The sequence below is a fragment of the Acidovorax sp. SRI_002 genome (assembly GCF_057586455.1).
In genome coordinates, this window is sequence record NZ_JBYCZW010000004.1 from 179,792 (window position 1) to 202,067 (window position 22,276).

Here is a 22,276-nt window from a genome sequence, read left to right on the forward strand (position 1 = left end):
GCGCACCGCGCACCGGCAGGAAAGGAGGAATGCCATGGCACTACCCCACGCCCAATCCGGCCAGATCGTCAGCATGCGCCCCCTGGGCGACCGTTTGCCCGAAACCGTCACCACCGCCATCCTCAAAGCAGGTCAGCTTGAAGTGATACGCGTGGTGCTGCCGGTGGGCAAATCCATGAAAGAACACCAGACCCCCGGCGAGGGCACCGTGTTGTGCATTGAAGGCATGGTGGAATTTGTCAGCGAGCACGGCGTTCAGCAACTGCGCGCGGGCGATTTTGTGCACCTTGCGCCCCGCGCACTGCACTCGCTCAAAGCCGTGGAGGATGCATCGCTGCTGGTCACCATGTGCCTCAAGCCTACCCAAGTAGCATAGGCCCATCACCGGATCAGCACCCGCTCAGCGCCCCAGCCGGAACACGCTCACAATTTCGGCCAGCTTGGCAGCTTGGTGCTTGAGGCTGTCGGCCGCTGCGGCGCTCTGCTCCACGAGCGCCGCGTTCTGCTGCGTGACCTGGTCGAGCTGTGTGACGGCCTCGCCCACCTGACTGATGCCGATGGTCTGCTCGCCCGTCGCACTCGATATTTCGCCGATCAGGTCACTCACACGTTTGACCTGGGCGACGATGTCTTCGATGCTCTGCCCCGCGTTGCCGACCAGGTGCGTACCAGCATCCACCTTCTCCACACTGGCACCAATCAGGGCCTTGATCTCCTTGGCAGCCTCGGCACTGCGCTGGGCCAAATTGCGCACCTCGCTGGCCACTACGGCAAAACCCCGGCCCTGCTCGCCCGCGCGGGCGGCTTCCACAGCGGCATTGAGCGCCAGGATGTTGGTCTGGAACGCGATGCCATCTATCACCGCAATGATGTCGGTGATCTTGCGCGATGCGGCCGAAATGTCCTGCATCGTGGCCACCACCTGGCCCACCACCTCGCCACCCTTCACGGCCGCAGCCGATGCGGTGCCCGCCAGCACGGCGGCGCGCTGGGCAGTGTCGGCATTGTTCTTCACGGTGCTGGTGATCTCCTCCATCGAGGCTGCGGTCTGCTCCAGATTGCTGGCCTGCTCCTCGGTGCGCTGGCTCAGGTCGGCATTGCCCGAGGCGATTTCGCTGGAGCCGGTGGCAATGCTGTCGCTGCTGTGGCGCACATCGCCCACGATGCGCACCAGCGAGGTCTGCATGGCCTCCATCGCCCGCATCATCTCGGCCACCTCGCCCCGCCCGCTGGCATGGATGGGCTGCGACAGATCACCCTCGCCAATGCGCTGGGCGACGGCGCTCACTTCCCCCAGCGAGCGACGGATGCGCTGTACCACCACCCACGACAACACCACCAGCAGCGCCAGCCCCGCCACACCCGCCACCAACACGGTCATGCGGTAGGACTGGATCAAGCCCGCCGCCTCGGCCGCCTGCTCGGCCGAGCGTTGCACCTGGTAGTTCACCATCTTGTCGGCCACGGCGTTGTACTTGTCCAGCACCGGGGCAAAGCTGCCCAGCGCATAGGCGCGCGCCTGGGCCATGTCGCCCGCCTTCTTCAGCGCGAGCGACTTGTCCCGTGTCTCCAGGTAAGACTTGCGGATGGTGGCCAATTCCTCCTGGATGAGCAGCCCCTGCGGGCTGTTTTCCAACTCGGTGTAGCGCTTTTGCACCTTGCTGGTGTCAGCGGTGGTGGCCGCCACAACGTCCTTGAAGTAGTTCTGCAGGTCATCGCCCTCCGTCTGGACGATGGAGAACACCCGCGTGGAGTTGACGGCAATGTTGCTGCGCCAGCGCAGTGCCAGCTGCAGCCGCTCGACCTGCTCGGTGGCCAGGCGGTCCACCGTATTGCCCAGGGTCTGCACCCGCACCAGGCTCAGGGCCAGGATGAGCACCAGCGCAAAAACAGCCACCCCCACAATCAATCCAATCTGTTGCGCCACCGTCAGCTGCGCACCCATCCCCCGTGGTTGCTGGTCCATGGTGTCCCCTTTTTAGATGTATGTGGTGGGTTTGCAGAGAGAAGAAATGATCTTCCTGCGCTCGCCCGTTGGCAACCACCCCACAGGGCACGTAAACCCTGATCACCGGCCTCTGGCCCATGGGCCAAGGACGCCTTACGGCCAAACGCAGCGCCCGCCCCGCACGAGGCCCCATGTCCTACAGACGCTTGCCACAGCTGCCTACGCCGGGCCCCTGGCGCCGAATGGATAGTGAAGCCACAGGTCGAGCCCCAACGCACCCGCTGCTGGGACCCCAGGCCTGACTCCATTCATAAAGGACTCCTGCCATGAAAATCCGTCACATCCTTCTTGCCACCACCTGCACTGCGGCCCTTGCTCTGGGTGGTTGCGCTTCCAATCCGTCGGGCGCCCAGGTGGGCACCGGTGTCGGTGCCGTGGTCGGCGGTGTAGCTGGCAACGCTGTCTTTGGCGGGCCCGTGGGCACCATCGGCGGTGCGGCGGCCGGTGCCCTCATCGGCCATGAGATCGGCGAAGACCGCGATCAACGCAAGCCCTACCGCCGTTAATTCCACTCGCTGTGCCTGACCCTCTGGGGATCAGGCAGAAAAATAGCTGCTAGCGCTTATTCCAAAAGCGCCAGCAGCTATATTTTTTATAGCAATTTCAATCAATAAATCAGGCCGCCTTGGCCTGCCGCCCCGCCCGCCAGGCGCCAAAAATCGCGATCAGGCCGGGCACAAAAATCATCGCCCAGATGATCTTGTCCAGGTTCTCCTTGACCCAGGCAAAGTTGCCAAAGAAGTAGCCTGCAGAGCAAATGCCCAGCACCCAGATGAGTGCCCCGGCCACGTTGAACGCTGTGAACTTGGCACGGCTCATCTCGGCCACGCCCGCCACAAAGGGCGCAAACGTGCGGATGAATGGCATGAAACGCGCGAGGATGATGGTGATGCCCCCATAGCGCTCGTAAAAATCGTGCGCCTGGTTGAAGGCCCGGCGGTTGAACCAGCGCGAGTCCTCCCACTGGAACACCTTGGGGCCAAAGAAGCGGCCAATCGAATAGTTGCACTGGTCCCCCAGAATGGCCGCCGCGATGAGCACCGCGCAGGCCAGCGGAAAACTCATCATCCCCGCGCCGCAGAGGGCGCCCACGATGAACAGCAGTGAGTCGCCGGGCAAAAACGGCATGACCACCACACCGGTTTCGACGAATACGATCAGGAACAACAGCGCATACACCCAGGCGCCATAGGTTTGCACAAAGGCTTCGAGGTACTTGTCGACATGCAGGATGAAGTCGATCAGAAAGGTCACCAGTTCCATGGGGTAGCCGGTGGGGGCACCGGACGCAAAAAAGTTGCGGGCATTATCCCCATCGGCCAATAGGCACCGGCCGATACCCCTGCGCGGCCCCCGCCCTAAAATTGGCCGAGTGAACGACACCACCCCCACCCTTGCAGCGGCGCAGCCTGCCTCTTTGTCCCCCCTCAACAACCGGCGCCCCATTCGCGACCTGCCGGACGAGCTGATCAGCCAGATCGCCGCCGGTGAGGTGGTGGAGCGCCCCGCCTCGGTGGTGCGCGAGCTGGTGGACAACGCGCTGGATGCAGGCGCCACGCAAATCACCGTGCGCCTGTCGGCCGGCGGCGTGCGCCTGATCACCGTGGAAGACGACGGCGGCGGCATTCCACACGAAGAGCTGCCCGTGGCCCTGCGCCGCCACGCCACCAGCAAGATCACCAACCTGAACGACCTGGAAACCGTAGCCACCATGGGTTTTCGGGGCGAGGCGTTGGCGGCCATTGCCTCGGTGTCGGAGATGTCGCTGCTCTCCCGTCCCATCGCCCAGTCCAACGCCTTTTTGCTGGACGCCCGCAGCGGCGAACTGCGCCCCGCCGCGCGGAGCACCGGCACTACCGTGGAAGTGAAGGAGCTGTTCTTTTCCACCCCCGCGCGCCGCAAGTTCCTGAAGACCGACGCCACCGAGCTGGCGCACTGCATCGAATCGGTGCGCCGCCACGCACTGGCCCGGCCCGATGTGGGATTTGCCATCTGGCACGAAGGCAAGCTGGTGGAGCAGTGGCGCGCCACCTTCGTGCTTGGCCAGGGGGATGCGCAGGACGCGCTGGCCCGTCGCCTGTCGGATGTGCTGGGCGAAGACTTCGTCACCCAGTCGGTCGCCGTGCAGCACCGCGTGGGCCCGGTCACCGTGACCGGCCGCGCAGGCCTGCCCGACGCCGCGCGCTCACGGCCCGACCACCAGTATTGCTACGTCAATGGCCGCTTCGTGCGCGACAAGGTGCTCACCCACGCCGCCCGGAGCGCGTATGAAGACGTGTTACACGGCCACAAGCAGCCCATCTACGCGCTGTATGTGGAAATCGACCCGGCGCGCGTGGACGTGAACGTGCACCCCACCAAGATCGAAGTGCGCTTTCGGGACAGCCGCGAGGTGCACCAGGCCGTGCGCCACGCCGTGGAGAACGCGCTGGCAGCGCCCCGCGCCGCAGCGCTGGCGGCGGCTGCAGGGGCTGCCGCTTCAGCAGACACGGGCTCCACGGCACAGGCCCCCATTGAGAATTTCAAGCCAAATCAGCCTCTAGCGCTTAACAGACAAGCGCAAGCAGCTATCAAATTTGAAGAACGTGGCCACCATGTGGCGGACCTGCAGGCGCTGTGGGGACCAAGGAAAGAGGACGCAGCCACACCGTCTGCAGGGCTCACCGCACCGCTGGTGAACTGGGGCGCTGCGGCCAACACCGGCGAGGCAGATGCCATGCCGCAGCCCGTGACACCCACGTCATTCGCCCCCCCTGCTGCGGCCTGGGCCAACAACAGCACCGCGAAAGAAACCACCTGGCCCCAGGGCCAGGGCGGCAACGACACCGCCTGGCCGCTGGGCAAGGCCGTGGCCCAACTCCACGGGGTCTACATCCTGGCCGAAAACGCCCAGGGCATGGTCATCGTGGACATGCACGCCGCACACGAACGCATCGTCTACGAACGCCTCAAGTCCCAGGTGGACAGCGGCGCCCGCATTGCCAGCCAGCCCCTGCTGATCCCCGCCACCTTCGCCGCCACCCCGCAAGAGGTCGCCACCGCCGAAGAATCCGCCGAGGTACTGGCCACGCTGGGCATGGAGGTCGTCCCCTTCTCCCCCAAAACCCTGGCCGTGCGCGCCGTGCCCACCACGCTCGCCCAGGGCGACCCCGTGGAACTGGCCCGCAGCGTGCTCGCCGAACTGGCCGCCCACGACGCCACCACCGTGGTGCAACGCGCGCGCAACGAAATCCTGGGCACCATGGCCTGCCACGGCGCCGTGCGCGCCAACCGCAAGCTCACCATCGACGAGATGAACGCACTCCTGCGGCAGATGGAGACCACGGATCGCAGCGACCAGTGCAACCACGGACGGCCCACGTGGCGGCAGCTCAGCATGAAGGAGCTGGACGCACTGTTCCTGCGGGGCCGGTAAGGTAACCGCAAAAAGATCGGCCCGAGGGCCGATGGACCACCTGCACATCAAGCCCAGGGGCCGCCACAACCGGCACAACCCCAGGCCAGAGCACCCGTGGAACCGGCCTTGCCAGCCCACCGGGTACGTCCCCCTTTGGGGGAAGGCGCGCCGGGCCTCAGTGGGCTTCAGTTATCCCGCGCCGCCTTGGCATGGTCCGGGAAGTCGCTGAACACGCCATCCACGCCCAGCTGATAGAACAGCTTGTATTCCGCCTTGGGGTCGCCCTTGAAGTCCGACGCCAGGCGCTTGGCTTCGCTGCGGAAGGTGTAGGGGTGCACCAGCAGGCCCGCGGCGTGGGCGTTTTTCACCACGTCGGTGGCGGGCATCATCACGCGGTCGCGTTCGTCGATCTTGCCGTCGCCATTGAGGTCGTCGGCCTTGCCGTCCTTGTTGGCGTCCACCTGCTTGGAGGGGATCAGGTAGGGCTTCCAGGGGCCGATGCCGTCGGCGTAGGTCTTCACTTCCTTCAGGCCCGCAGGCGTGAGCAGGCTGGCGAAGGTGCGCGTGTCTCCCGCCACGGCAAAGTCGTACGGTTTGTCGTAGGGGGCGGTCAGGTCCATGCTGCCGTCGGGGTTCACGTCGTTCGCGTCCACCAGTTGCACCAGGCGGATCTGGGTCTTTGTGCGCAGGTACTTGAGGTTGGAGACCTCAAACGACTGCACGATGACCGGCGAGCTCTTGGCGGTGTAGCTGTACTTGGCCAGGATGGTAAGCAGGCGGTCTTCGAGTGGCAGGCCCAGGCGGACGTGGTAGGTGGGGTGCTTGGTTTCGGGGTACACGCCCACGGTGCGGCCCGCCTTGGCGCCTTCGCTCTTGGCCAGGTCCAGCACTTCTTCCAGCGTGGGGATCTGGTACTTGCCGTTGTGCGACTGGTCGCGGTCGGCCAGGGGCTGGATGGCGCGCAGGGTCTTGATTTCGGCCAGGGTGAAGTCCGAGGCGAACCAGCCTTCTTCTTCCACGCCGTCGACCACTTTCTTGGTCTTGCGGCTGGCAAATTCGGCGCGGGTGGACACATCGGTGGTGCCGGTGATGTTGGGCTCGTGGCGTGCAATCAGCGCACCGTCCTTGGTGGCGACCAGGTCAGGCTCGATGAAATCGGCGCCCATCTCGATGGCCCGCTTGTAGCCTTCGAGCGTGTGGTCCGGCAGGTAGCCCGCGGCACCCCGGTGGCCAATCACCAGGGGCTTGTCGCCACTCAAAGTGGGATAGGGGTTGTCATCGCTGCCACCGCAAGCAGCCAGCGTGGCCACCAGGGCCAGCGCACCCAACTTAGCACCGGAAATGTGCATGCTCTTCTCCTCGTTGTGTTTAGAACCGCCGAACTGTGGGCGCCCCCTGTGACAAGGCGATGACGCCCGTTTTGCGAATGGATGACAGCTTCACCGCACCATCCAAACGCACCAAAAAGTGGCAATCACCCTGCCACATTCCCCACCATTGTGCAGAGTCATGCGCATAAACGTATAACTTTTAGACATAATTCGATGTTGCAGCGCGCCATGGCGTGCCACCGCCCCTTGATCTTCAGAAAGTTTTTTGAAATATGAAACACGCGTCCGCAGGCAGCTTCCTCTCACACGTCGCCCTTCGCAACCCAGGGCAGCCCGAGTTTCTGCAAGCTGTCACCGAGGTGATGGAAAGCCTGTGGCCCTTCATTGAAGAACACCCCCGCTACGCCGAGCACGGCCTGCTGGAGCGCCTGGTGGAGCCCGAGCGCATCGTCATGTTCCGCGTGTCGTGGGTGGACGACCACGGCAGCGTGCAGGTGAACCGGGGCTACCGCATTCAGCACAGCATGGCGATTGGCCCGTACAAGGGCGGCATCCGGTTCCATCCGTCGGTCAACCTGTCGGTGCTGAAGTTTCTGGCGTTTGAGCAGACCTTCAAGAACGCTCTGACCACCCTGCCCATGGGCGGCGGCAAGGGCGGCAGCGACTTTGACCCCAAGGGCAAGAGCCCGGGAGAGGTCATGCGCTTTTGCCAGGCCTTTGTGTCCGAGCTGTTCCGCCACGTGGGGGCCGACACGGACGTGCCAGCGGGCGACATTGGCGTGGGCGGCCGCGAGGTGGGCTTCATGGCCGGCATGATGAAAAAGCTCAGCAACCGGGCCGACTGCGTGTTCACCGGCAAGGGGCTGTCGTTTGGCGGCTCGCTGGTGCGCCCCGAAGCCACGGGCTACGGCACGGTGTACTTTGCGCAGGAAATGCTCAAGTCCAAAGGCCGCTCGCTCGACGGCTTGCGTGTGTCGGTCTCCGGTTCGGGCAACGTCGCGCAATACGCCGTCGAAAAGGCCATGGAACTGGGTGCCAAGGTGGTCACGGTCTCGGATTCGAGCGGCACCATCGTGGACGAAGACGGCTTCACCCCTGCCAAGCTGGCCGAACTCATGGAAGTGAAGAATCATCTGTATGGCCGCGTGAGCGACTACGCAGCCCGCACCGGCGCCACCTTTGAAGCCGGGGTACGCCCTTGGCATGTACCAGTGGATGTGGCCCTGCCCTGCGCCACCCAGAATGAGCTGGACGCGAACGACGCGGAGGTTCTGATCAAGAACGGCGTGGTCTGCGTGGCCGAGGGCGCCAACATGCCGTCGACCATCGACGCAGCCAAGGCGTTTGAGGCTGCAGGCGTGCTCTACGCCCCGGGCAAGGCCAGCAACGCAGGCGGCGTGGCCACATCGGGTCTGGAGATGAGCCAGAACGCCGCGCGCCTGTCCTGGCCGCGCGAAGAGGTGGATGCGCGCCTGCTGCAGATCATGCAGGGCATCCACGCTGCCTGCCTGCACTATGGCAAACGCAGCGATGGCACCGTGAGCTATGTGGACGGCGCCAACATCGCCGGTTTTGTGAAGGTGGCCGACGCCATGCTGGCGCAGGGCGTGGTGTAACCCCGGTTCCGAAGGCAAGGCAACCGAAGATGGGACAAGAAGGCGCGTTGCCCGCCATTTCGCTCCATTTGCAGGAAACGGGCACAAACCCTGCTTCGCCGGTCAGAACTTTCTGACGCGAAGCCGAGTCTGTCTCCACCATGAAGCGCACCCCCCTCCTGGTTACCCTGACCTTGGCCATCGCCGTGACGGCGGGCTGCGCCACCCTCGACGCCAAGCAGCGCGAATGGATCTTCCAGCCCAGCGACCGCAGCTGGGGCGGTGCACAGTCCACGGCGGACATGCAGGATGTCTGGATCGACTTCCAGTCCGACGCCAGCGGCAAGGCCGAGCGCCTGCATGGCCTGTGGCTGGCCCATGAGCGCGCCGATGCGCCCGTGCTGCTCTATTTGCACGGTGCACGCTGGAACGTGGCGGGCTCGTCGGGCCGCATCCGGCGCATGCAGGAGCTGGGCTTTTCGGTGCTGGCCATCGACTACCGGGGCTTCGGCCAAAGCAGCGCCGGGCTGCCGTCCGAGGCGACCGCCAGCGAAGATGCCCGCGCCGCGTGGGACTGGCTGGCCCAGCAGCAGCCGGGCAAGCCCCGCTACATCTTCGGCCACTCGCTGGGCGGCGCCATTGCCATCGACCTGGCCCGCCAGGTGTCCGACGAACAAGGCACCATGGTGGAAGGCACGTTCACCAGCATCCCCGATGTGGTCAGCACCTTCAAGTGGGGCTGGTTGCCGGTGTCGGGCCTCATCACGCAGCGATTTGAGTCCGTCCGCAAGGTGGCCGAGATCGGCTCGCCCCTGCTGGTGGTGCATGGCAGCCAGGACAGCCTGATCCAGCCCGCCCTGGGCCGCAAGCTCTTCGAGGCGGCGCAGGAGCCCAAGCAGTTTGTGCTGGTGGAAGGCGGGTCGCACCACAACACCAACTCGGTAGGGCAACCAGCGTATCGGCAAGCCATGGCATCGCTGTTCAAGCTGAGGTAGAGACACCCCCCTGAGGCGCTGCGCGCCTTCCCCCCGCTCTCGCAGCGCTGCGCGCTGTGGGCAGGGGGACGCAGCCCTCGCTGCGGGGCGGCCCTTGCTCGGCTGCCCTGGCCTGGGCCGCGCCGGTATCGAAGGCCCTGTCTGGTACGCTCCAGCGGTTATGTCCGCTCCCTCTACCGCAGCTGCTGGCGCTGCTCCCCCTGCCTCCATCAACCCAGGCATGGCCATCCTGGTGCTGGCCATGCTGCTCTCCATTCAGCCCGTCACCACTGACCTGTACCTGCCCGCATTGCCCGCCCTCACGCGCAGCCTGGGCGCTCAGATGGCCGCGGCACAGCTCACGCTCAGCGGGCTGCTGCTGGCGTTTGGCTGCTCGCAAATGGTGTGGGGGCCGTTGTCAGACCGCTTTGGCCGCCGCCCCATCCTTCTGGCGGGGCTGGGCATCTACACCGTAGCTTCGCTGGGTAGCGCCTTTGCGCCCACCATGACACTGCTCATCGTGTGGCGCATTGCCCAGGGTGCCGCCATGGGCGCGGTGGTGATGTGTGCCCGGGCCATCGTGCGCGACCTGTACACCCCGCTCGATGGCGCGCGCGCCATGTCCAAGGCACTCACCGGGCTCGGGATTGTGGCCTGCATCTGCGCACCACTGGGTGGGGTGCTGAGCGAGTGGCTGGGCTGGCGGGCGGCGCTGATGGCGCTCACGGTGTATGCCGTGGCCACGCTGGCACTGGTGGCGCTGCGCTTGCCCGAGACCCTGGCGCACCGCAACCCGAAAGCCCTGCAGCCCCGTGCACTGGTCGGCACCTGGATGCAGGTTTTGCGCAGCCCCACTTTCTGGGCGTTCTCGCTGCAGACCACAGCCACCTATGGCGGGCTGTTCACCTTTCTGGCCGCGTCCTCTTTTGTCTTCATCGACGTCCTGGGCCTCACCCGCACGCAGTTCGGGTGGACGATGGCGTCGGCCTGCGTGGCGTATCTCGCGGGCACTTTCCTGTGCCGGCGCCTGCTGGTACGCCAAGGCCTGCTGCGCACGGTGGCCATTGCTGGCGCGCTGAGCATGAGCGGCGGCACGCTGATGGCGGCCGTGGCCTTCATGGGCTGGCACCAGCCGTGGGCGCTGCTGTTGCCCTTTTACCTGTTCATGCTGGGCCACGGCATCCACCAGCCCTGCGGGCAAAGCGGTGCGGTGGGGCCCTTCCCCAAAGCGGCTGGCGTGGCGTCCGCGCTCAATGGTTTCATGATGATGCTGGCCGCGTTCGGGATTGGCGGCTGGCTGGGGATGCGGCTGGACGGCACGGTGTGGCCGCTGGTCAACGGCATCTGGTTCTGGTCGGTGGTGCTGGCCCTGATCTCGTGGACGCTGGTGCAAAAATTTGGAGCGCCGCGTGAGCATGCCTGAGCCCCTGTTGCACACCACCCTGCCCGCCATTGCACTCGCGGGCCCCACGGCCTCGGGCAAGACGGCAGGCGCTCTCGCGCTGGCCGCTGTGCTGGGCAAGCAGGGCACGCCGGTGGAGATCATCAGCGTGGACTCGGCCCTCGTATACCGGGGCATGGACATCGGCACCGCCAAGCCCACGCCCGACGAGCTTGCCGCTGTTCCGCACCACCTTATCGACATCCGCGACCCGCTGCAGGCCTACAGCGCGGCCGAGTTCGTGCAGGACGCCACGCGGCTCATCGCCGAGATCCGTGCGCGCGGTGCCCTGCCGCTGCTGGTGGGCGGCACCATGCTGTACTTCAAGGCGCTGTTTGACGGCATTGACGACATGCCCGCCGCAGACCCTGCCGTGCGCGCACAGATCGAAGCCCAGGCCGCAGAGCAGGGCTGGCCCGCGCTGCATGCCGAGCTAGCCCGCGTAGACCCCGTGACGGCCGCACGCCTGGCCCCGGCCGACAGCCAGCGCATTCAGCGAGCGCTGGAGGTGTGGCAAGTGTCCGGCCAACCCCTGTCGAGCTTTCACACTACTAAAAAGATAGCTGGTAGCGCTTGCGGGATAAGCGCTGGAGCCTTTTTTTCCTTAGAACCTGACGACCGCGCCTGGCTGCACGGCCGCATCGCCCAGCGTTTTGACGCCATGCTGGCCAGCGGCTTCATCGACGAAGTGCGGGCCCTGCGCGCGCGCGGCGACCTGCACCCGGACCTGCCCTCCATGCGCTGCGTGGGCTACCGCCAGGCGTGGGAAGAGCTGGACTTCCAGGCGGCCAAGGGCCCCGACGCGCCGCTGAACCTCGCCTTTTTGCGCGAGCGCGGCATTGCGGCCACACGCCAGCTGGCCAAGCGCCAGATCACCTGGCTGCGCAGCATGCACGAGCGCCACACCATCGCCTGCGACCAACCCCACGCCGTCGCCCAGCTCGTGCAGGCCGTGCTGCAGCGGCTGCAGCAGCAGCCGGGCGGACAAGAACCCGCCACCCCATGACACTGCTGCGCGCTGAACAACTGGGCAAACACTACGGTGAAACGCCGGTGTTCTCGCACGTGAACTTCACTGTCGAGCCGGGCGAGTTCGTGGCCATCGTGGGCGATTCGGGCGTGGGCAAGTCCACCCTGCTCAACTGCCTGGCGGGGCTCGACACCTGGGACACCGGCCGCATCACGCACGGCGCCACCGACCTGGGCCAGCTAAGCGACACAGAGCGCGCCCTGTGGCGCCGCGCCCATGTGGGTTTTGTCTTCCAGGCTTTTCATGTGCTGCCGCACCTGGACGTAGCGCAGAACGTGGCCCTGCCGCTGATGCTGCTGGGCCAGAAAGACCCGACGCGCGTACAGCAGATGCTGGACGCCGTAGACATGGCCGACCTGGGCGCGCGGCTACCGCAGCAGCTCAGCGGGGGGCAGCTGCAGCGCGTGGCGATTGCCCGTGCCCTCGTGCACCGCCCCGCCCTGCTGCTGGCCGACGAACCCACCGGCAACCTCGACCCCACCACCGCCGCTCGCGTGATGGACCTGCTGCTGGCGCAGACACGCGGGCATGGGGCGTCGCTGGTGCTGGTCACGCACTCCGACGCGGCGGCAGCCCGGGCCGACCGGGTGCTGCGGCTGCGCAGCGACGGCATCAGCGCGGGCGGCTGACTGAGAGGCCTGCCTGTTCAGGGCTCCAGGCGGGGCGCCCGGAAGCGCCCGTTCTGGTGCAGCACCACGGCACGCACCTCGCCGCTGGGATAGCGCTCAAACTCCAGCTCGGCCCGTACCGCGTCATACGCAAACCGGTCTGGCTGCCCCGGCAGCGGATAGACCGTGAAGCGCGGCTGCGAGCCCAGGCGCACCTGCAGACGACCGTCTTCAGCCTGCACATCCAGCACATTGCCGCCCCGCAGCCGGTAGCGGCCCAGGTAAGGGGCCAGCACACCCTGGGCCTGGGGTGGTACCAGGCCGAGCACCGGCTCTTCGGACCGGATTGCTGTCAGGCGTGCCCCAAAGCGTGTGTAGTGAAGCACTGTGGGTCGGCCTTCCGTATTGCGCTCCAAGCGGAACTGGCGGCCGGTGGCTGGCTGCGTGAACGCATCCGGCCCCAGCACCTGCAGCGGCTCAAACACCCCACCCGTGGGGCGGGCTTGCAGTTGCCCATCCACCATGGCAAGGCTCAGGGCGACGGCAGGAGATACGCGGTACACCCCTTCGTACGGGGTAAGCACGGTCGCATCGGTGGCGGGCTGACCGGGCGGCACGGGGTAACGCTGCTTCAACAGTGGCGTCATCACATCCTGCTGTGCGGCACGCGCGTTGCCCACCAAGGCGATCACCGCCTCACCCCTGTCGGGCGCCAGCAACCACACGCTGCGAAAACCCCCGGTACCGCCGCCATGCAGCCAGGTGCGCACCCCATCGCGCTCGCGCAGCATGATGGCGTAGCCGATCTGGCCACCGTCGTGGTCCGCAAGCGGTGTGAACAGGCGCTCGGCCGCTGGGCCCAAGGGCCCTTGCGCGCCCGCCAGCAGCGCGCGGCTGAGCACCAGCATGTCGGCCGTGGTCGAGCGCAAGGCGCCCGCACCGGCAAAGGCATCAAACTCCCACACCGACACCCGCGTCTCGCCCTCGTGCGGTGCAGCAAGGCGGGGTGCCTTGTCGCCCAGCGACTGCACCGTGTCCTGCATGCCCAGCGGGCCGGTGATGCGCTCGTGCACCAGCACCGCCCAGGGTTTGCCGTAGCGCTGGGCCAGCAGCTCGCCCAGCACCGCAAAACCGAAGTTGCTGTATGCGCCAGCGCACGGCGGCGACTGGGTCAGCCGTGCATCGGCCAGGGCTTGCCACAGGCGGGGGCGGTCGTAGCGCAGATAAGGATTGGCGGGATCGGAATTGTGGCGGAAGTCCGCCGGCAAGCGTGGCAGGCAGGAGGTGTGGGTCACGAGTTGGCGCAATGTGATGGCGGCCACCGGGGCGGGCAAGGCGGGAGCCAGTGCGGATGAGCCATTGAGCAGCCGGCCCAACGTGTCGTCCAGCGCCAGATCGCCGCGCTCTACGGCCTGCGCCAGCAGCAGGCCGGTAAACACCTTGCTGATCGAGCCCACTTCAAACAGAGCCTGCGCGGGTGCATCCGCCGTGCGGTTGCGGGCTGTGCCGAAATGCGCCCGCCCCCCGTGCCACACGCCCACCTCAGCCGCGCCGCGCAACGGGCCCAGCGCTGCAGCCGCCATGGCGTCCGCAGGGCCCGACCAGTCGAAACGGGGTGGAGGGGCAGGCACAGCGGGTGTGGTTGCAGCGTGCCCGGAAAACGCTATCCATAGCGCCCCGGCAGCAAGGGCTTGCCACGCAAGGCGGCGTACCGGGGCAAGGATTCCATCACTGCAAACCATTTGATCGCCTCCCTGAAAGGCACCACGGTACGGGTGCCATGGCGGGCATGGTCGCATGCACTGGCTGTGGGCAGGCTTAAGAAGTGGTTCAACATCTATTGGGGAGCGCCATCCGGCGGCGCTTCGGACGGCCATCCGACGCTCCACGGGCAACGGAGATCCCGGCCACGCAGCCCCATGGATCTGCATGCGGCAGGCCGTTGGCGGGCGACCCAACCGCCGTTTGAGGTTCGTCTTGCGGCCACTCAATCAACCAACCCACTCGCCCTGGGAGGGGCGGTGGATTGCATTTTTTCGCGCAAGTCCGATGGAGTTACTCGATGTTCAACCGCTGCGCCGCCTTGTTCACCTTCTTGGGCAGGTTCAGCGTCAGCACACCGTTGTCGTATTTGGCCTTGGCTTGTGCAGCGTCCACATCGGCGGGCAACTGGAAGCTGCGGGCCACCGCGCCGTAGTAGCGCTCCGAGCGCAGCACCTTCTCGCCTTCGCGCTTTTCATCGTGCTGGCGCACCTCGGCGCGCAGGCTGACCACATTGCCTTCGAGCGAGACATGGATGTCTTCCTTGGCCACGCCGGGCACTTCGGCCAACACGGTGTAGCCGTCCTCGGTTTCCTTCACGTCCACCTTGATCTGGCCGGGGCTGGGCAGGTTGTCGCCGTGCAGCGGGCGCACGTAAAAGCCCGGTGCAATGTCCTTGAAGAAGTCGTCAAACAGACTGCCGCGTGTCACAAGAGAGTTCATGGTTTTGCTCCTGAAAAGGGGTTGAGACAAACAACTGGGCCTGCGCAGGAGGGCGGGCCCCTGAGAAGGTGTGAACGAACCCCACATGCCCGCTCATCCCGCCAAAACGCTCCCGCTCGTTGTTGCAAATGCTCGCCATGGCCCGAGCTATGGCTGCGCTTTGCACCTAGATCGGAAACGTTTTGGCAGCCTGCTCGGGCACGCGGGGCTCATTCACACCTTCTGGCTCCAAGATAGGCGCAGCCTTTCGGCACTTCAAGAGGATGCAAAACGCAAGGTTGACCTGCATCAAACGCTGCTGGGACCAGCCCCTGCGGCCACAATGCAGGCCATGCTTGCATTGCTCCGCACCTTCTCCTGGCAGGACCTGCGCCACCACCCCTGGCGCAGCGCTGCAGCGGTGGCGGCGGTGATGCTGGGCGTGGCGCTGGCGTTTGCGGTGCATGTGATCAATGCGTCGGCGCTGGACGAGTTTTCGCAGGCGGTGCGCGCCGTCAACGGTCAGCCCGACCTGGAATTGCGCCCCATGCAGGGCGATCTGCCCGAGGCGTTGTATGGGCAGCTTGCCACGCACCCCCAGGTGGCGCGCGCCAGCCCGCTGCTGGAGCTGTCGGCCGTGGCGCGAGCCCTGCGGCCACAGCCAGGTGCTGCAAGCGTGCCCTCCCCCACCAGCGCCCCGCTGCGCGTGCTGGGCGTGGACGCCCTGCTGCTGCCCACCATGGCGCCCGCGCTTATGCCACGGCCCTGGGCGGGCGCTGACCGGCTGGCCCTCTTCGCACCGGCCACGGTGTTCCTCAATGCGGCGGCGTTGCAGGCACTGGGTCTGCCCACCACGCCCACCTCATCGACTGAACCGGCACCGCAACTCCTGCTGCAGGCCGGGCTGCAGCAATGGCCGGTGCAGGTGGCGGGCACGGTGGCCGCCGGGGGCGCCCCCCTGGCGGTGATGGATATCGGCGCTGCGCAGGATCTGTTTGGCCGCGCGGGGCAGCTCAGCCGCATTGACCTGCAGCTGCGGCCGGGCACCGACCGCAGCGCGTGGGAGCAGGCCGTGCGCGCGCTGCCCGGCTGGCCGTCGCAGGTGGTGTTTGCGCAGCCGGGCGACGCGGCGCAGCGCATCAGCAATCTGTCGCGCGCCTACCGCGTGAACCTCACGGTGCTGGCGCTGGTGGCCTTGTTCACGGGCGCATTTTTGGTGTTCTCGGTGCTGGCGCTCAGCGTGGCGCAGCGTGCGCCGCAGTTTGCGCTGCTGGCCGTGCTAGGCGCCACACCGCGCCAGCGCCTGGCGCTGGTGCTGGCCGAATCCGCCGTGCTGGGCCTGGTGGGCAGCGCCGCCGGCATCGCCCTGGGCACGGCCCTGGCCGCTGCCGCGCTGCGCCTGCTGGGCGGGGACCTTGGCGGTGGCTACTTTGCGGGGGTGCAGCCGGTTCTGCAGTGGAGCGCGCCTGCAGCCCTGGCCTATGGCGCACTGGGTGTGCTGGCTGCACTGGTGGGGGGCTGGTGGCCCGCGCGCGCCGCGCAGACACTGCCGCCCGCGCAAACCTTGAAAGGCCTGGGCACCGTGTCCAGCCAGGCGGGCAAAGGCTGGATAGGTATTATTTTGATAGCCATTGGCGCTGTACTGACGAGCGCTCCGCCCATTTTTGGCATACCACTTGCCGCGTACCTGGCCATCGGCCTGTTGCTGGTGGGCGGCATTGTTGTACTGCCCTGGGCCATGGCCTGGCTGTTGCACCACCTGCAGCCGCTGGCCGTACGCCACGCCCTGGCGCTGCTGGCACTGGAGCGCGCGCGGCGCATGCGTGGCACGGCCGCTATCGCAGTGGGCGGCGTGGTGGCCAGCCTGAGCCTGGCCGTCGCGCTGACGGTGATGGTGTCGAGCTTTCGCGGCTCGGTCACGCAGTGGCTGGACGCAGTGCTGCCATCGCCCCTGTATGTGCGCTCGGCCCTGGGTGTGCCGGGCAGCGAGGCTGCACTGCTGCCTGCGGGCTTCGCCGAATCCGTCGCGCAATTACCTGGACTGGCGCGTGTGCAAGCCCTGCGCGCGAGCCCGCTGCAGCTGGATGCCACGCGCCCCGCGCTCACGGTCATCAGCCGCCCACTGGGTAACGATCCGGCGCAAAGTCTGCCACTGGTGGGCGAGGCCCTGCGCGTGCCCGCGGGGCGCACTGGCGTCTACATCAGCGAGGCGGTGGAGGACCTGTATGGGCTACGCCCTGGTATGGAGTGGCCTGCACTTTCTGATGCTTTTAGCCCCCTGGCGCTTGATAGACAAGCGCAACCAGCTATCTTTTATATAGCAGGCGTATGGCGCGACTACGCCCGGCAGTCGGGCGCCGTGGCCATGGACCGCACCGTATGGCTGCGCCTGACCGGTGATGCCCGCACCAGCGACCTGGCGCTGTGGCCCGCCGAGGGAGCAGACATCTCAGCGTTGCAGGATTCGATCCGCGCAGTGGCAGCCGCGCAGGCGGGCCGTGTGCCCAAGGCCCGGGAGAGCGCCAGCGCGGTGGACGGGGCCCTGGTGGAGTTCGTCTCCGCAGGCGCTATCCGTGAACGGTCGCTGCGCATCTTCGACCGCAGCTTTGCCGTCACCTACTGGCTACAGGCCGTGGCCATCGGCATCGGCCTGTTTGGTGTGGCCGCCAGCTTCAGCGCCCAAATCCTCGCGCGCCGCAAGGAGTTCGGCCTGCTCGCCCACCTGGGCCTCACGCGGCGCCAGATCCTGGCTGTGGTGGCCGGCGAGGGCGCCGCCTGGACGGGCGTGGGCGCGGCCGCAGGCTTGCTGCTGGGCCTGGGCGTTTCGGTGGTACTGGTGCACGTGGTCAACCCGCAGAGCTTTCACTGGACCATGGACCTCAGCCTGCCTGCCGGGCGGCTGCTGGGCTTGTGCGTGGCCGTGGTCGCATCGGGCACCGTCACGGCGTGGCTTGCAGGGCGGGCTGCGGCGGGGCGGGATGCGGTGATGGCTGTGAAGGAAGACTGGTAGCCAGCGGAACACAGCCCTGCAACGGCCCACCAGGCCCATGCAACAAATTGGTGCAGACACGTCACACCGACCAAATTTTGTTTGCAAATTGCAAACTCTTTCACGAAGATAGTAAACACGCTACAAAAATCATCGCGCTGTAACCAGCACACAGGCCGCAGGCATCCGCCCGAAACGCGCCTCACTGTGGTGCAGCGTTTGCCTGATCAACGAGGGAAAATCCAATGCAACGAAAGATTTCACGCCTTTTGGCCGGTTGTGCCATGGCCTTGTGCTTGTGCGCCCCTGCGGCAGCGCAAATTGTCATTCCACCCGGCGCCTCGCTGGACGCTCCAAGTGGCTCCATCGTTGATTTGAGCTGTAGCACCGTGGATATGCAAGGCACGCTCAACATCGGTGGCACGCTGAGTGTAGACAGCGACGTTACCTTCGGCTCCAGTGCCATCGTCTCCGGCAGCAACGGGATCATCTCGGTGGGTGGCAATCTCTCCGCCACAGGCCCCATCGACACCGGCAACAACACAGTGGTGCTGCGCGACGGCTGCATCGGCAACACCAGCCAGATCAGTGGCAATTTCGTGTTCCAGAACCTGACCCTGTCCAGCACCACGGGCCGCACCTTTGTCATCCCCGCAGGCGCCAACATCACCGTGCTGGGCACCCTGACCCTGCAAGGAGCGCCCGGTCAAAACATCCAGCTGGTGTCCTCGGGCGGTGGCACTGCCGTCATCAACCTGGGCCCCGGCGCAACGGTCACCCGCAACAACGCCACTGTCAATGGCGGCGTGCAAATCGGCGGCGCGGCAGCAGCCACCAACATTCCAACTTTGAGCGAATACGGCCTCATGCTGATGGCATTGTTGATGGGCTTGGCAGCCTTGTGGCACCAACGCCGTGTCCCAGGCGCAACGGGCAATCGACGCATCTGAAACTGCCGGAACCAGGAGTTTTCATCCATGAAGTCATCGTTTCATCCTCTGCGTCTGATCTGCGCCCTGAGTGCTGTCTATGCGCTGCACACGCCCCTGGCCCTGGCTGCCGATATCAGCTTCACCCCGCCCAGCGGCGGCGGTTTTGTGATCAAGAGCCCGGGCGGTGCCCAGGAACGGTTTCGTGTGCAGGGCACTGGCGAGGTCACCGTCCCCGGCTTGAACGGGGCCCCCACCGCCAACAACCTCACCTGCTTTGATGGCGCCGGGCGCCTCGGGCCTTGTGCGGCAGGTATCGGATCTGGCGCCACGGGTGCCACAGGCCCTACCGGGCCAACCGGCGCAACGGGTGCATCCGGCCCCACCGGGGTCACTGGCGCCGCAGGAGCTACAGGCGCAACCGGCGTCACAGGCCCAACCGGTGCCACAGGGGCTACTGGCGCTTCTGGCACCGGTGCCACTGGCGCAACAGGAGCGACCGGAGCCACTGGCGCTACCGGCGCAACGGGTGCTACTGGGGCCACCGGGCCAACGGGTGCCACCGGTGCCGACAGCACCGTGCAGGGGCCTACGGGGCCTCAAGGTATCCAGGGCATTCAAGGGCCTGTCGGCCCTACCGGTGCAGACAGCACCGTGCCCGGGCCACAGGGGAACACCGGTGCAACTGGCGCCACAGGGCCAACCGGCGCTACGGGCGCCACAGGGGTTGCTGGACCATTAACGCTGACTACGGTCACCAACAATGACTCATGGGCCGCAAATGCTGGTGCAGTCTCGGTGACTGCAACGTGCACGGCAGGAAAAACGGTGGTCAGTGGAGGATGTCGTATGACATTAAACGCCGCTGACCACTATTTTGGAGGGGGCTACCCAGCTGCAGCCGACCAATGGACCTGTGAGTACAGTGTTTTCGGAAGTACGGCTGCAGCCACGGCCTACGCCATCTGCCAGTAGTTGAGGACCTTCCCCCATCGCGTACCGCACACGGGGCATGGGATGGAATGTCTTTGTGATGAGCCGCGCAACCCACTGGTGTGGGACAGTCGGCTGCATCACTGTTCAGCTCGCTTTCGCGGTTGCCGACAAGCCGCGGCTTGCATCACGGGGTGATGCCTGACTTGGCATTGTCCCGCCACTCTTCCCAGAGCTTCATCCAGAAGCCACATCCTCAACAAGCCCAGCACATCACCATGAAGCCCAAGTACCAACCACGCTACCTGTTCGCTGTGCTGGGAGCCGCCTACGCACTGCACACCCCCCTGGTCTTGGCTGCCGATCTCAGCTTCACCCCGCCCAGCGGCGGCGGTTTTGTGATCAAGAGCCCGGGCGGTGCCCAGGAACGGTTTCGTGTGCAGGGCACTGGCGAGGTCACCGTCCCCGGCCTGAACGGTGCCCCCACCGCCAACAACCTCACCTGCTTTGATGGCGCCGGGCGCCTCGGGCCTTGTGCGGCAGGTATTGGCTCTGGCGCCACCGGTGCGACAGGCCCTACCGGGGCTACCGGACCCACAGGCAATGCAGGGCCCACGGGGGTCACCGGCGCGGCAGGAGCCACGGGCGCGATGGGCGCTACAGGCCCCGCAGGTGCCACCGGAGCGACTGGCGCCTCTGGCACAGGTGCCACTGGCGCAACAGGTGCGACCGGAGCTACGGGGGCGACTGGCTCTACCGGGGCCACCGGAGCAACAGGCGCCACTGGCGCAGACAGCACGGTGCCCGGCCCCCAAGGTGTTCAGGGCGTTCAGGGAGTCCAAGGACCTGTCGGGCCTACTGGGGCAGACAGCACTGTGCCAGGGCCACAGGGCATCCAAGGGACTCAAGGGATTGCAGGCCCCACAGGGCCAACGGGGGCAACCGGAGCAACGGGGGCAGGAACAGTGACACTGACCACCTACACGTCTACCGCTGAAACGCTTGTCGGCGCTTGGTACAACGTTACCGCGACCTGCGGTGCAGGCAAAACCATAGTCACTGGCGGCTGCAATACCACCGATGGCGATGTAGTGTCGAAAGGCGATGTCTTGGGCGCAAGCTATCCAGGATCCACCACCACATGGGTTTGCAAGTTCGCCATTACTGACCCGCAAGTCACGCATACAGCGTTTGCTATATGCCAGTGATTTTGAGTTTCTAGCCTGAGCCGATTTCCAGTCGATCACAACCTCAGCAACGCGGGCAAAAAGCGCATTCAAACCATGAAAACCTCATTTCACCCTCTGCGTCTGATCTGCGCCCTGAGCGCTGTCTATGCACTGCACACGCCGCTGGCCCTGGCGGCGGACTTGTCCTTCACGGTCCCCGGCGGTGGTGGGTTTGTGGTCAAGAGCCCCGGCGGCCAGGAACGGTTTCGCGTGCAGGACAGTGGCGAGGTGCGCGCACCCGGTCTGAGTGCTGCCACACCCAACACCAGCCTCACCTGCTTTGATAGCGCCACAGGTCGCCTGGGCCCTTGTGCGGCAGGTATTGGCTCTGGCGCCACGGGTGCCACAGGCCCTACCGGGCCGACCGGCGCAACAGGCGCTTCCGGCCCCACTGGGGTCACGGGCGCCGCGGGAGCTGCAGGCGCAACCGGCGTCACAGGCCCAACAGGTGCCACAGGGGCTACTGGCGCTTCTGGCACCGGTGCCACTGGCGCAACAGGAGCCACCGGTGCTACCGGTGCAACGGGCGTCACAGGGCCTACCGGAGCAACGGGTGCCACCGGCGCCGACAGCACCGTGCAGGGGCCTACGGGGCCTCAAGGTATCCAGGGCATTCAAGGACCTGTCGGGCCAACGGGTGCCGATAGCACGGTGCCCGGCCCCCAGGGCATCCAAGGGACTCAAGGGATTGCAGGCCCCACAGGGCCAACGGGGGCAACCGGAGCCACTGGGGCCGCAGGCGGCGGAGGCGGCGGCATCCTGTTCGGCACCGCGGCGATCATGCCAGCGACGACCGACTCGGCCGCTTTTGTGCCTTTTGGCATCGGAGGCATGTCTGGCGGCAACTTTGACTATTCGCGATGCGCGTTCACTGCAGGGTCGGCCTGCACCATCGACCCAACGGTGTTCGCCAATGCCTCGTCCCCAGCCTTTGCGACCTGCACCACCACAAAGCTGCACGTGAGAAACTACACAGCCGTGCCAACGATTCCCCTGACGGTGACGCTCTATAAGAACGGTGCCTCGACGGGTCTGAGTTGCACGGTGGGCGCTACACCTGCTGCCACCTGCACCAGCACCACGGCGGTGGCCCTCTTGCCCACTGACAACATTGCGCTGCAGATGAGCACAACCAACGTTGGCGGCTTTACCTCTGGGGGAAGCGCGATCGAAGGAACCGCCATCAGCGCCGTGCACTGCGAGTGATTCAAGAGGCCGGCCCCGGCATAACCGGCCCCAGTCAATGCGATCCGTAGCTTTCTGGTTGCTTGCTTGCAGATAGGATGGAGACGCCGCCCCCGCCAGAGGACAACTGGCGGGGACCGCGCAGACTGCCAACACCGGCCTGC

At 66.1% G+C, this 22,276-nt stretch carries 16 protein-coding genes; 11 read left to right on the forward strand and 5 right to left on the reverse strand.

What is annotated here, in order from left to right:
• The first annotated feature begins 34 nt into the window (after positions 1 to 34).
• The gene (locus AC2YJX_RS12110; protein WP_487256188.1) at positions 35 to 376 is read left to right on the forward strand and encodes a cupin domain-containing protein; all 342 of its coding nucleotides are present in this window, start codon (positions 35 to 37) and stop codon (positions 374 to 376) included.
• Positions 377 to 400: 24 nt separating this feature from the next.
• Here AC2YJX_RS12110 and AC2YJX_RS12115 read toward each other — a convergent pair whose 3' ends face one another.
• Positions 401 to 1,966, reverse strand: coding sequence for a methyl-accepting chemotaxis protein (locus AC2YJX_RS12115; RefSeq protein ID WP_436129741.1), 1,566 nt, complete (start codon positions 1,964 to 1,966; stop codon positions 401 to 403).
• Positions 1,967 to 2,274: 308 nt separating this feature from the next.
• Here AC2YJX_RS12115 and AC2YJX_RS12120 point away from each other — a divergent pair, with 308 nt between their 5' ends.
• Entirely contained in the window at positions 2,275 to 2,514 is a 240-nt protein-coding gene (locus AC2YJX_RS12120; RefSeq protein WP_082437237.1) for a YMGG-like glycine zipper-containing protein, read from the forward strand.
• 109 nt (positions 2,515 to 2,623) lie between these two features.
• Here the strand turns inward: AC2YJX_RS12120 and AC2YJX_RS12125 are convergent, their stop codons facing one another.
• Entirely contained in the window at positions 2,624 to 3,271 is a 648-nt protein-coding gene (locus AC2YJX_RS12125) for a DedA family protein (protein ID WP_121420696.1), read from the reverse strand.
• 109 nt (positions 3,272 to 3,380) lie between these two features.
• Here AC2YJX_RS12125 and mutL point away from each other — a divergent pair, with 109 nt between their 5' ends.
• Positions 3,381 to 5,423, forward strand: a complete 2,043-nt coding sequence (mutL, locus tag AC2YJX_RS12130) for a DNA mismatch repair endonuclease MutL (RefSeq protein ID WP_487256189.1) — start codon at positions 3,381 to 3,383, stop codon at positions 5,421 to 5,423.
• A 167-nt stretch (positions 5,424 to 5,590) separates the two neighbouring features.
• Here the strand turns inward: mutL and AC2YJX_RS12135 are convergent, their stop codons facing one another.
• Complete coding sequence (locus AC2YJX_RS12135; protein ID WP_121505819.1) at positions 5,591 to 6,754, reverse strand: glycerophosphodiester phosphodiesterase; 1,164 nt, start codon at positions 6,752 to 6,754, stop codon at positions 5,591 to 5,593.
• Positions 6,755 to 7,008: 254 nt separating this feature from the next.
• On the opposite strand from AC2YJX_RS12135, the gene gdhA reads away from it, so the two are divergent.
• From gdhA to AC2YJX_RS12160, 5 genes are all read left to right on the forward strand, one after another.
• Positions 7,009 to 8,352 carry an NADP-specific glutamate dehydrogenase gene (gene gdhA / locus AC2YJX_RS12140; protein WP_487256190.1) on the forward strand — a complete coding sequence of 448 codons (1,344 nt, stop codon included), beginning with the start codon at positions 7,009 to 7,011 and terminating at the stop codon, positions 8,350 to 8,352.
• A gap of 140 nt (positions 8,353 to 8,492) precedes the next feature.
• Positions 8,493 to 9,326 (forward strand): alpha/beta hydrolase, encoded by an 834-nt coding sequence (locus tag AC2YJX_RS12145; protein WP_218300608.1) that lies wholly within the window; start codon positions 8,493 to 8,495, stop codon positions 9,324 to 9,326.
• A gap of 160 nt (positions 9,327 to 9,486) precedes the next feature.
• A complete protein-coding gene (locus tag AC2YJX_RS12150; RefSeq protein WP_426304700.1) occupies positions 9,487 to 10,728 on the forward strand; it encodes a multidrug effflux MFS transporter in 1,242 nt (413 codons plus the stop codon).
• On the forward strand, positions 10,721 to 11,752 hold the full coding sequence (gene miaA, locus AC2YJX_RS12155) for a tRNA (adenosine(37)-N6)-dimethylallyltransferase MiaA (protein ID WP_487256191.1): 1,032 nt from the start codon (positions 10,721 to 10,723) through the stop codon (positions 11,750 to 11,752). The genes AC2YJX_RS12150 and miaA overlap by 8 nt, the downstream gene beginning before the upstream one ends.
• Positions 11,749 to 12,405, forward strand: a complete 657-nt coding sequence (locus tag AC2YJX_RS12160; protein WP_218300605.1) for an ABC transporter ATP-binding protein — start codon at positions 11,749 to 11,751, stop codon at positions 12,403 to 12,405. Before miaA ends, AC2YJX_RS12160 begins: the two co-directional genes overlap by 4 nt.
• A gap of 17 nt (positions 12,406 to 12,422) precedes the next feature.
• Here AC2YJX_RS12160 and AC2YJX_RS12165 read toward each other — a convergent pair whose 3' ends face one another.
• Positions 12,423 to 14,015, reverse strand: coding sequence for a serine hydrolase (locus AC2YJX_RS12165; protein WP_487256192.1), 1,593 nt, complete (start codon positions 14,013 to 14,015; stop codon positions 12,423 to 12,425).
• A gap of 424 nt (positions 14,016 to 14,439) precedes the next feature.
• Complete coding sequence (locus AC2YJX_RS12170) at positions 14,440 to 14,868, reverse strand: Hsp20/alpha crystallin family protein (protein ID WP_055393269.1); 429 nt, start codon at positions 14,866 to 14,868, stop codon at positions 14,440 to 14,442.
• 322 nt (positions 14,869 to 15,190) lie between these two features.
• On the opposite strand from AC2YJX_RS12170, the gene AC2YJX_RS12175 reads away from it, so the two are divergent.
• From AC2YJX_RS12175 to AC2YJX_RS12185, 3 genes are all read left to right on the forward strand, one after another.
• A complete protein-coding gene (locus AC2YJX_RS12175) occupies positions 15,191 to 17,857 on the forward strand; it encodes an ABC transporter permease (protein ID WP_487256193.1) in 2,667 nt (888 codons plus the stop codon).
• 374 nt (positions 17,858 to 18,231) lie between these two features.
• Positions 18,232 to 18,786, forward strand: coding sequence for an IPTL-CTERM sorting domain-containing protein (locus AC2YJX_RS12180; RefSeq protein ID WP_255577784.1), 555 nt, complete (start codon positions 18,232 to 18,234; stop codon positions 18,784 to 18,786).
• A 2,195-nt stretch (positions 18,787 to 20,981) separates the two neighbouring features.
• On the forward strand, positions 20,982 to 22,133 hold the full coding sequence (locus AC2YJX_RS12185; protein WP_487256194.1) for a collagen-like protein: 1,152 nt from the start codon (positions 20,982 to 20,984) through the stop codon (positions 22,131 to 22,133).
• The last annotated feature ends 143 nt before the right edge of the window (positions 22,134 to 22,276 follow it).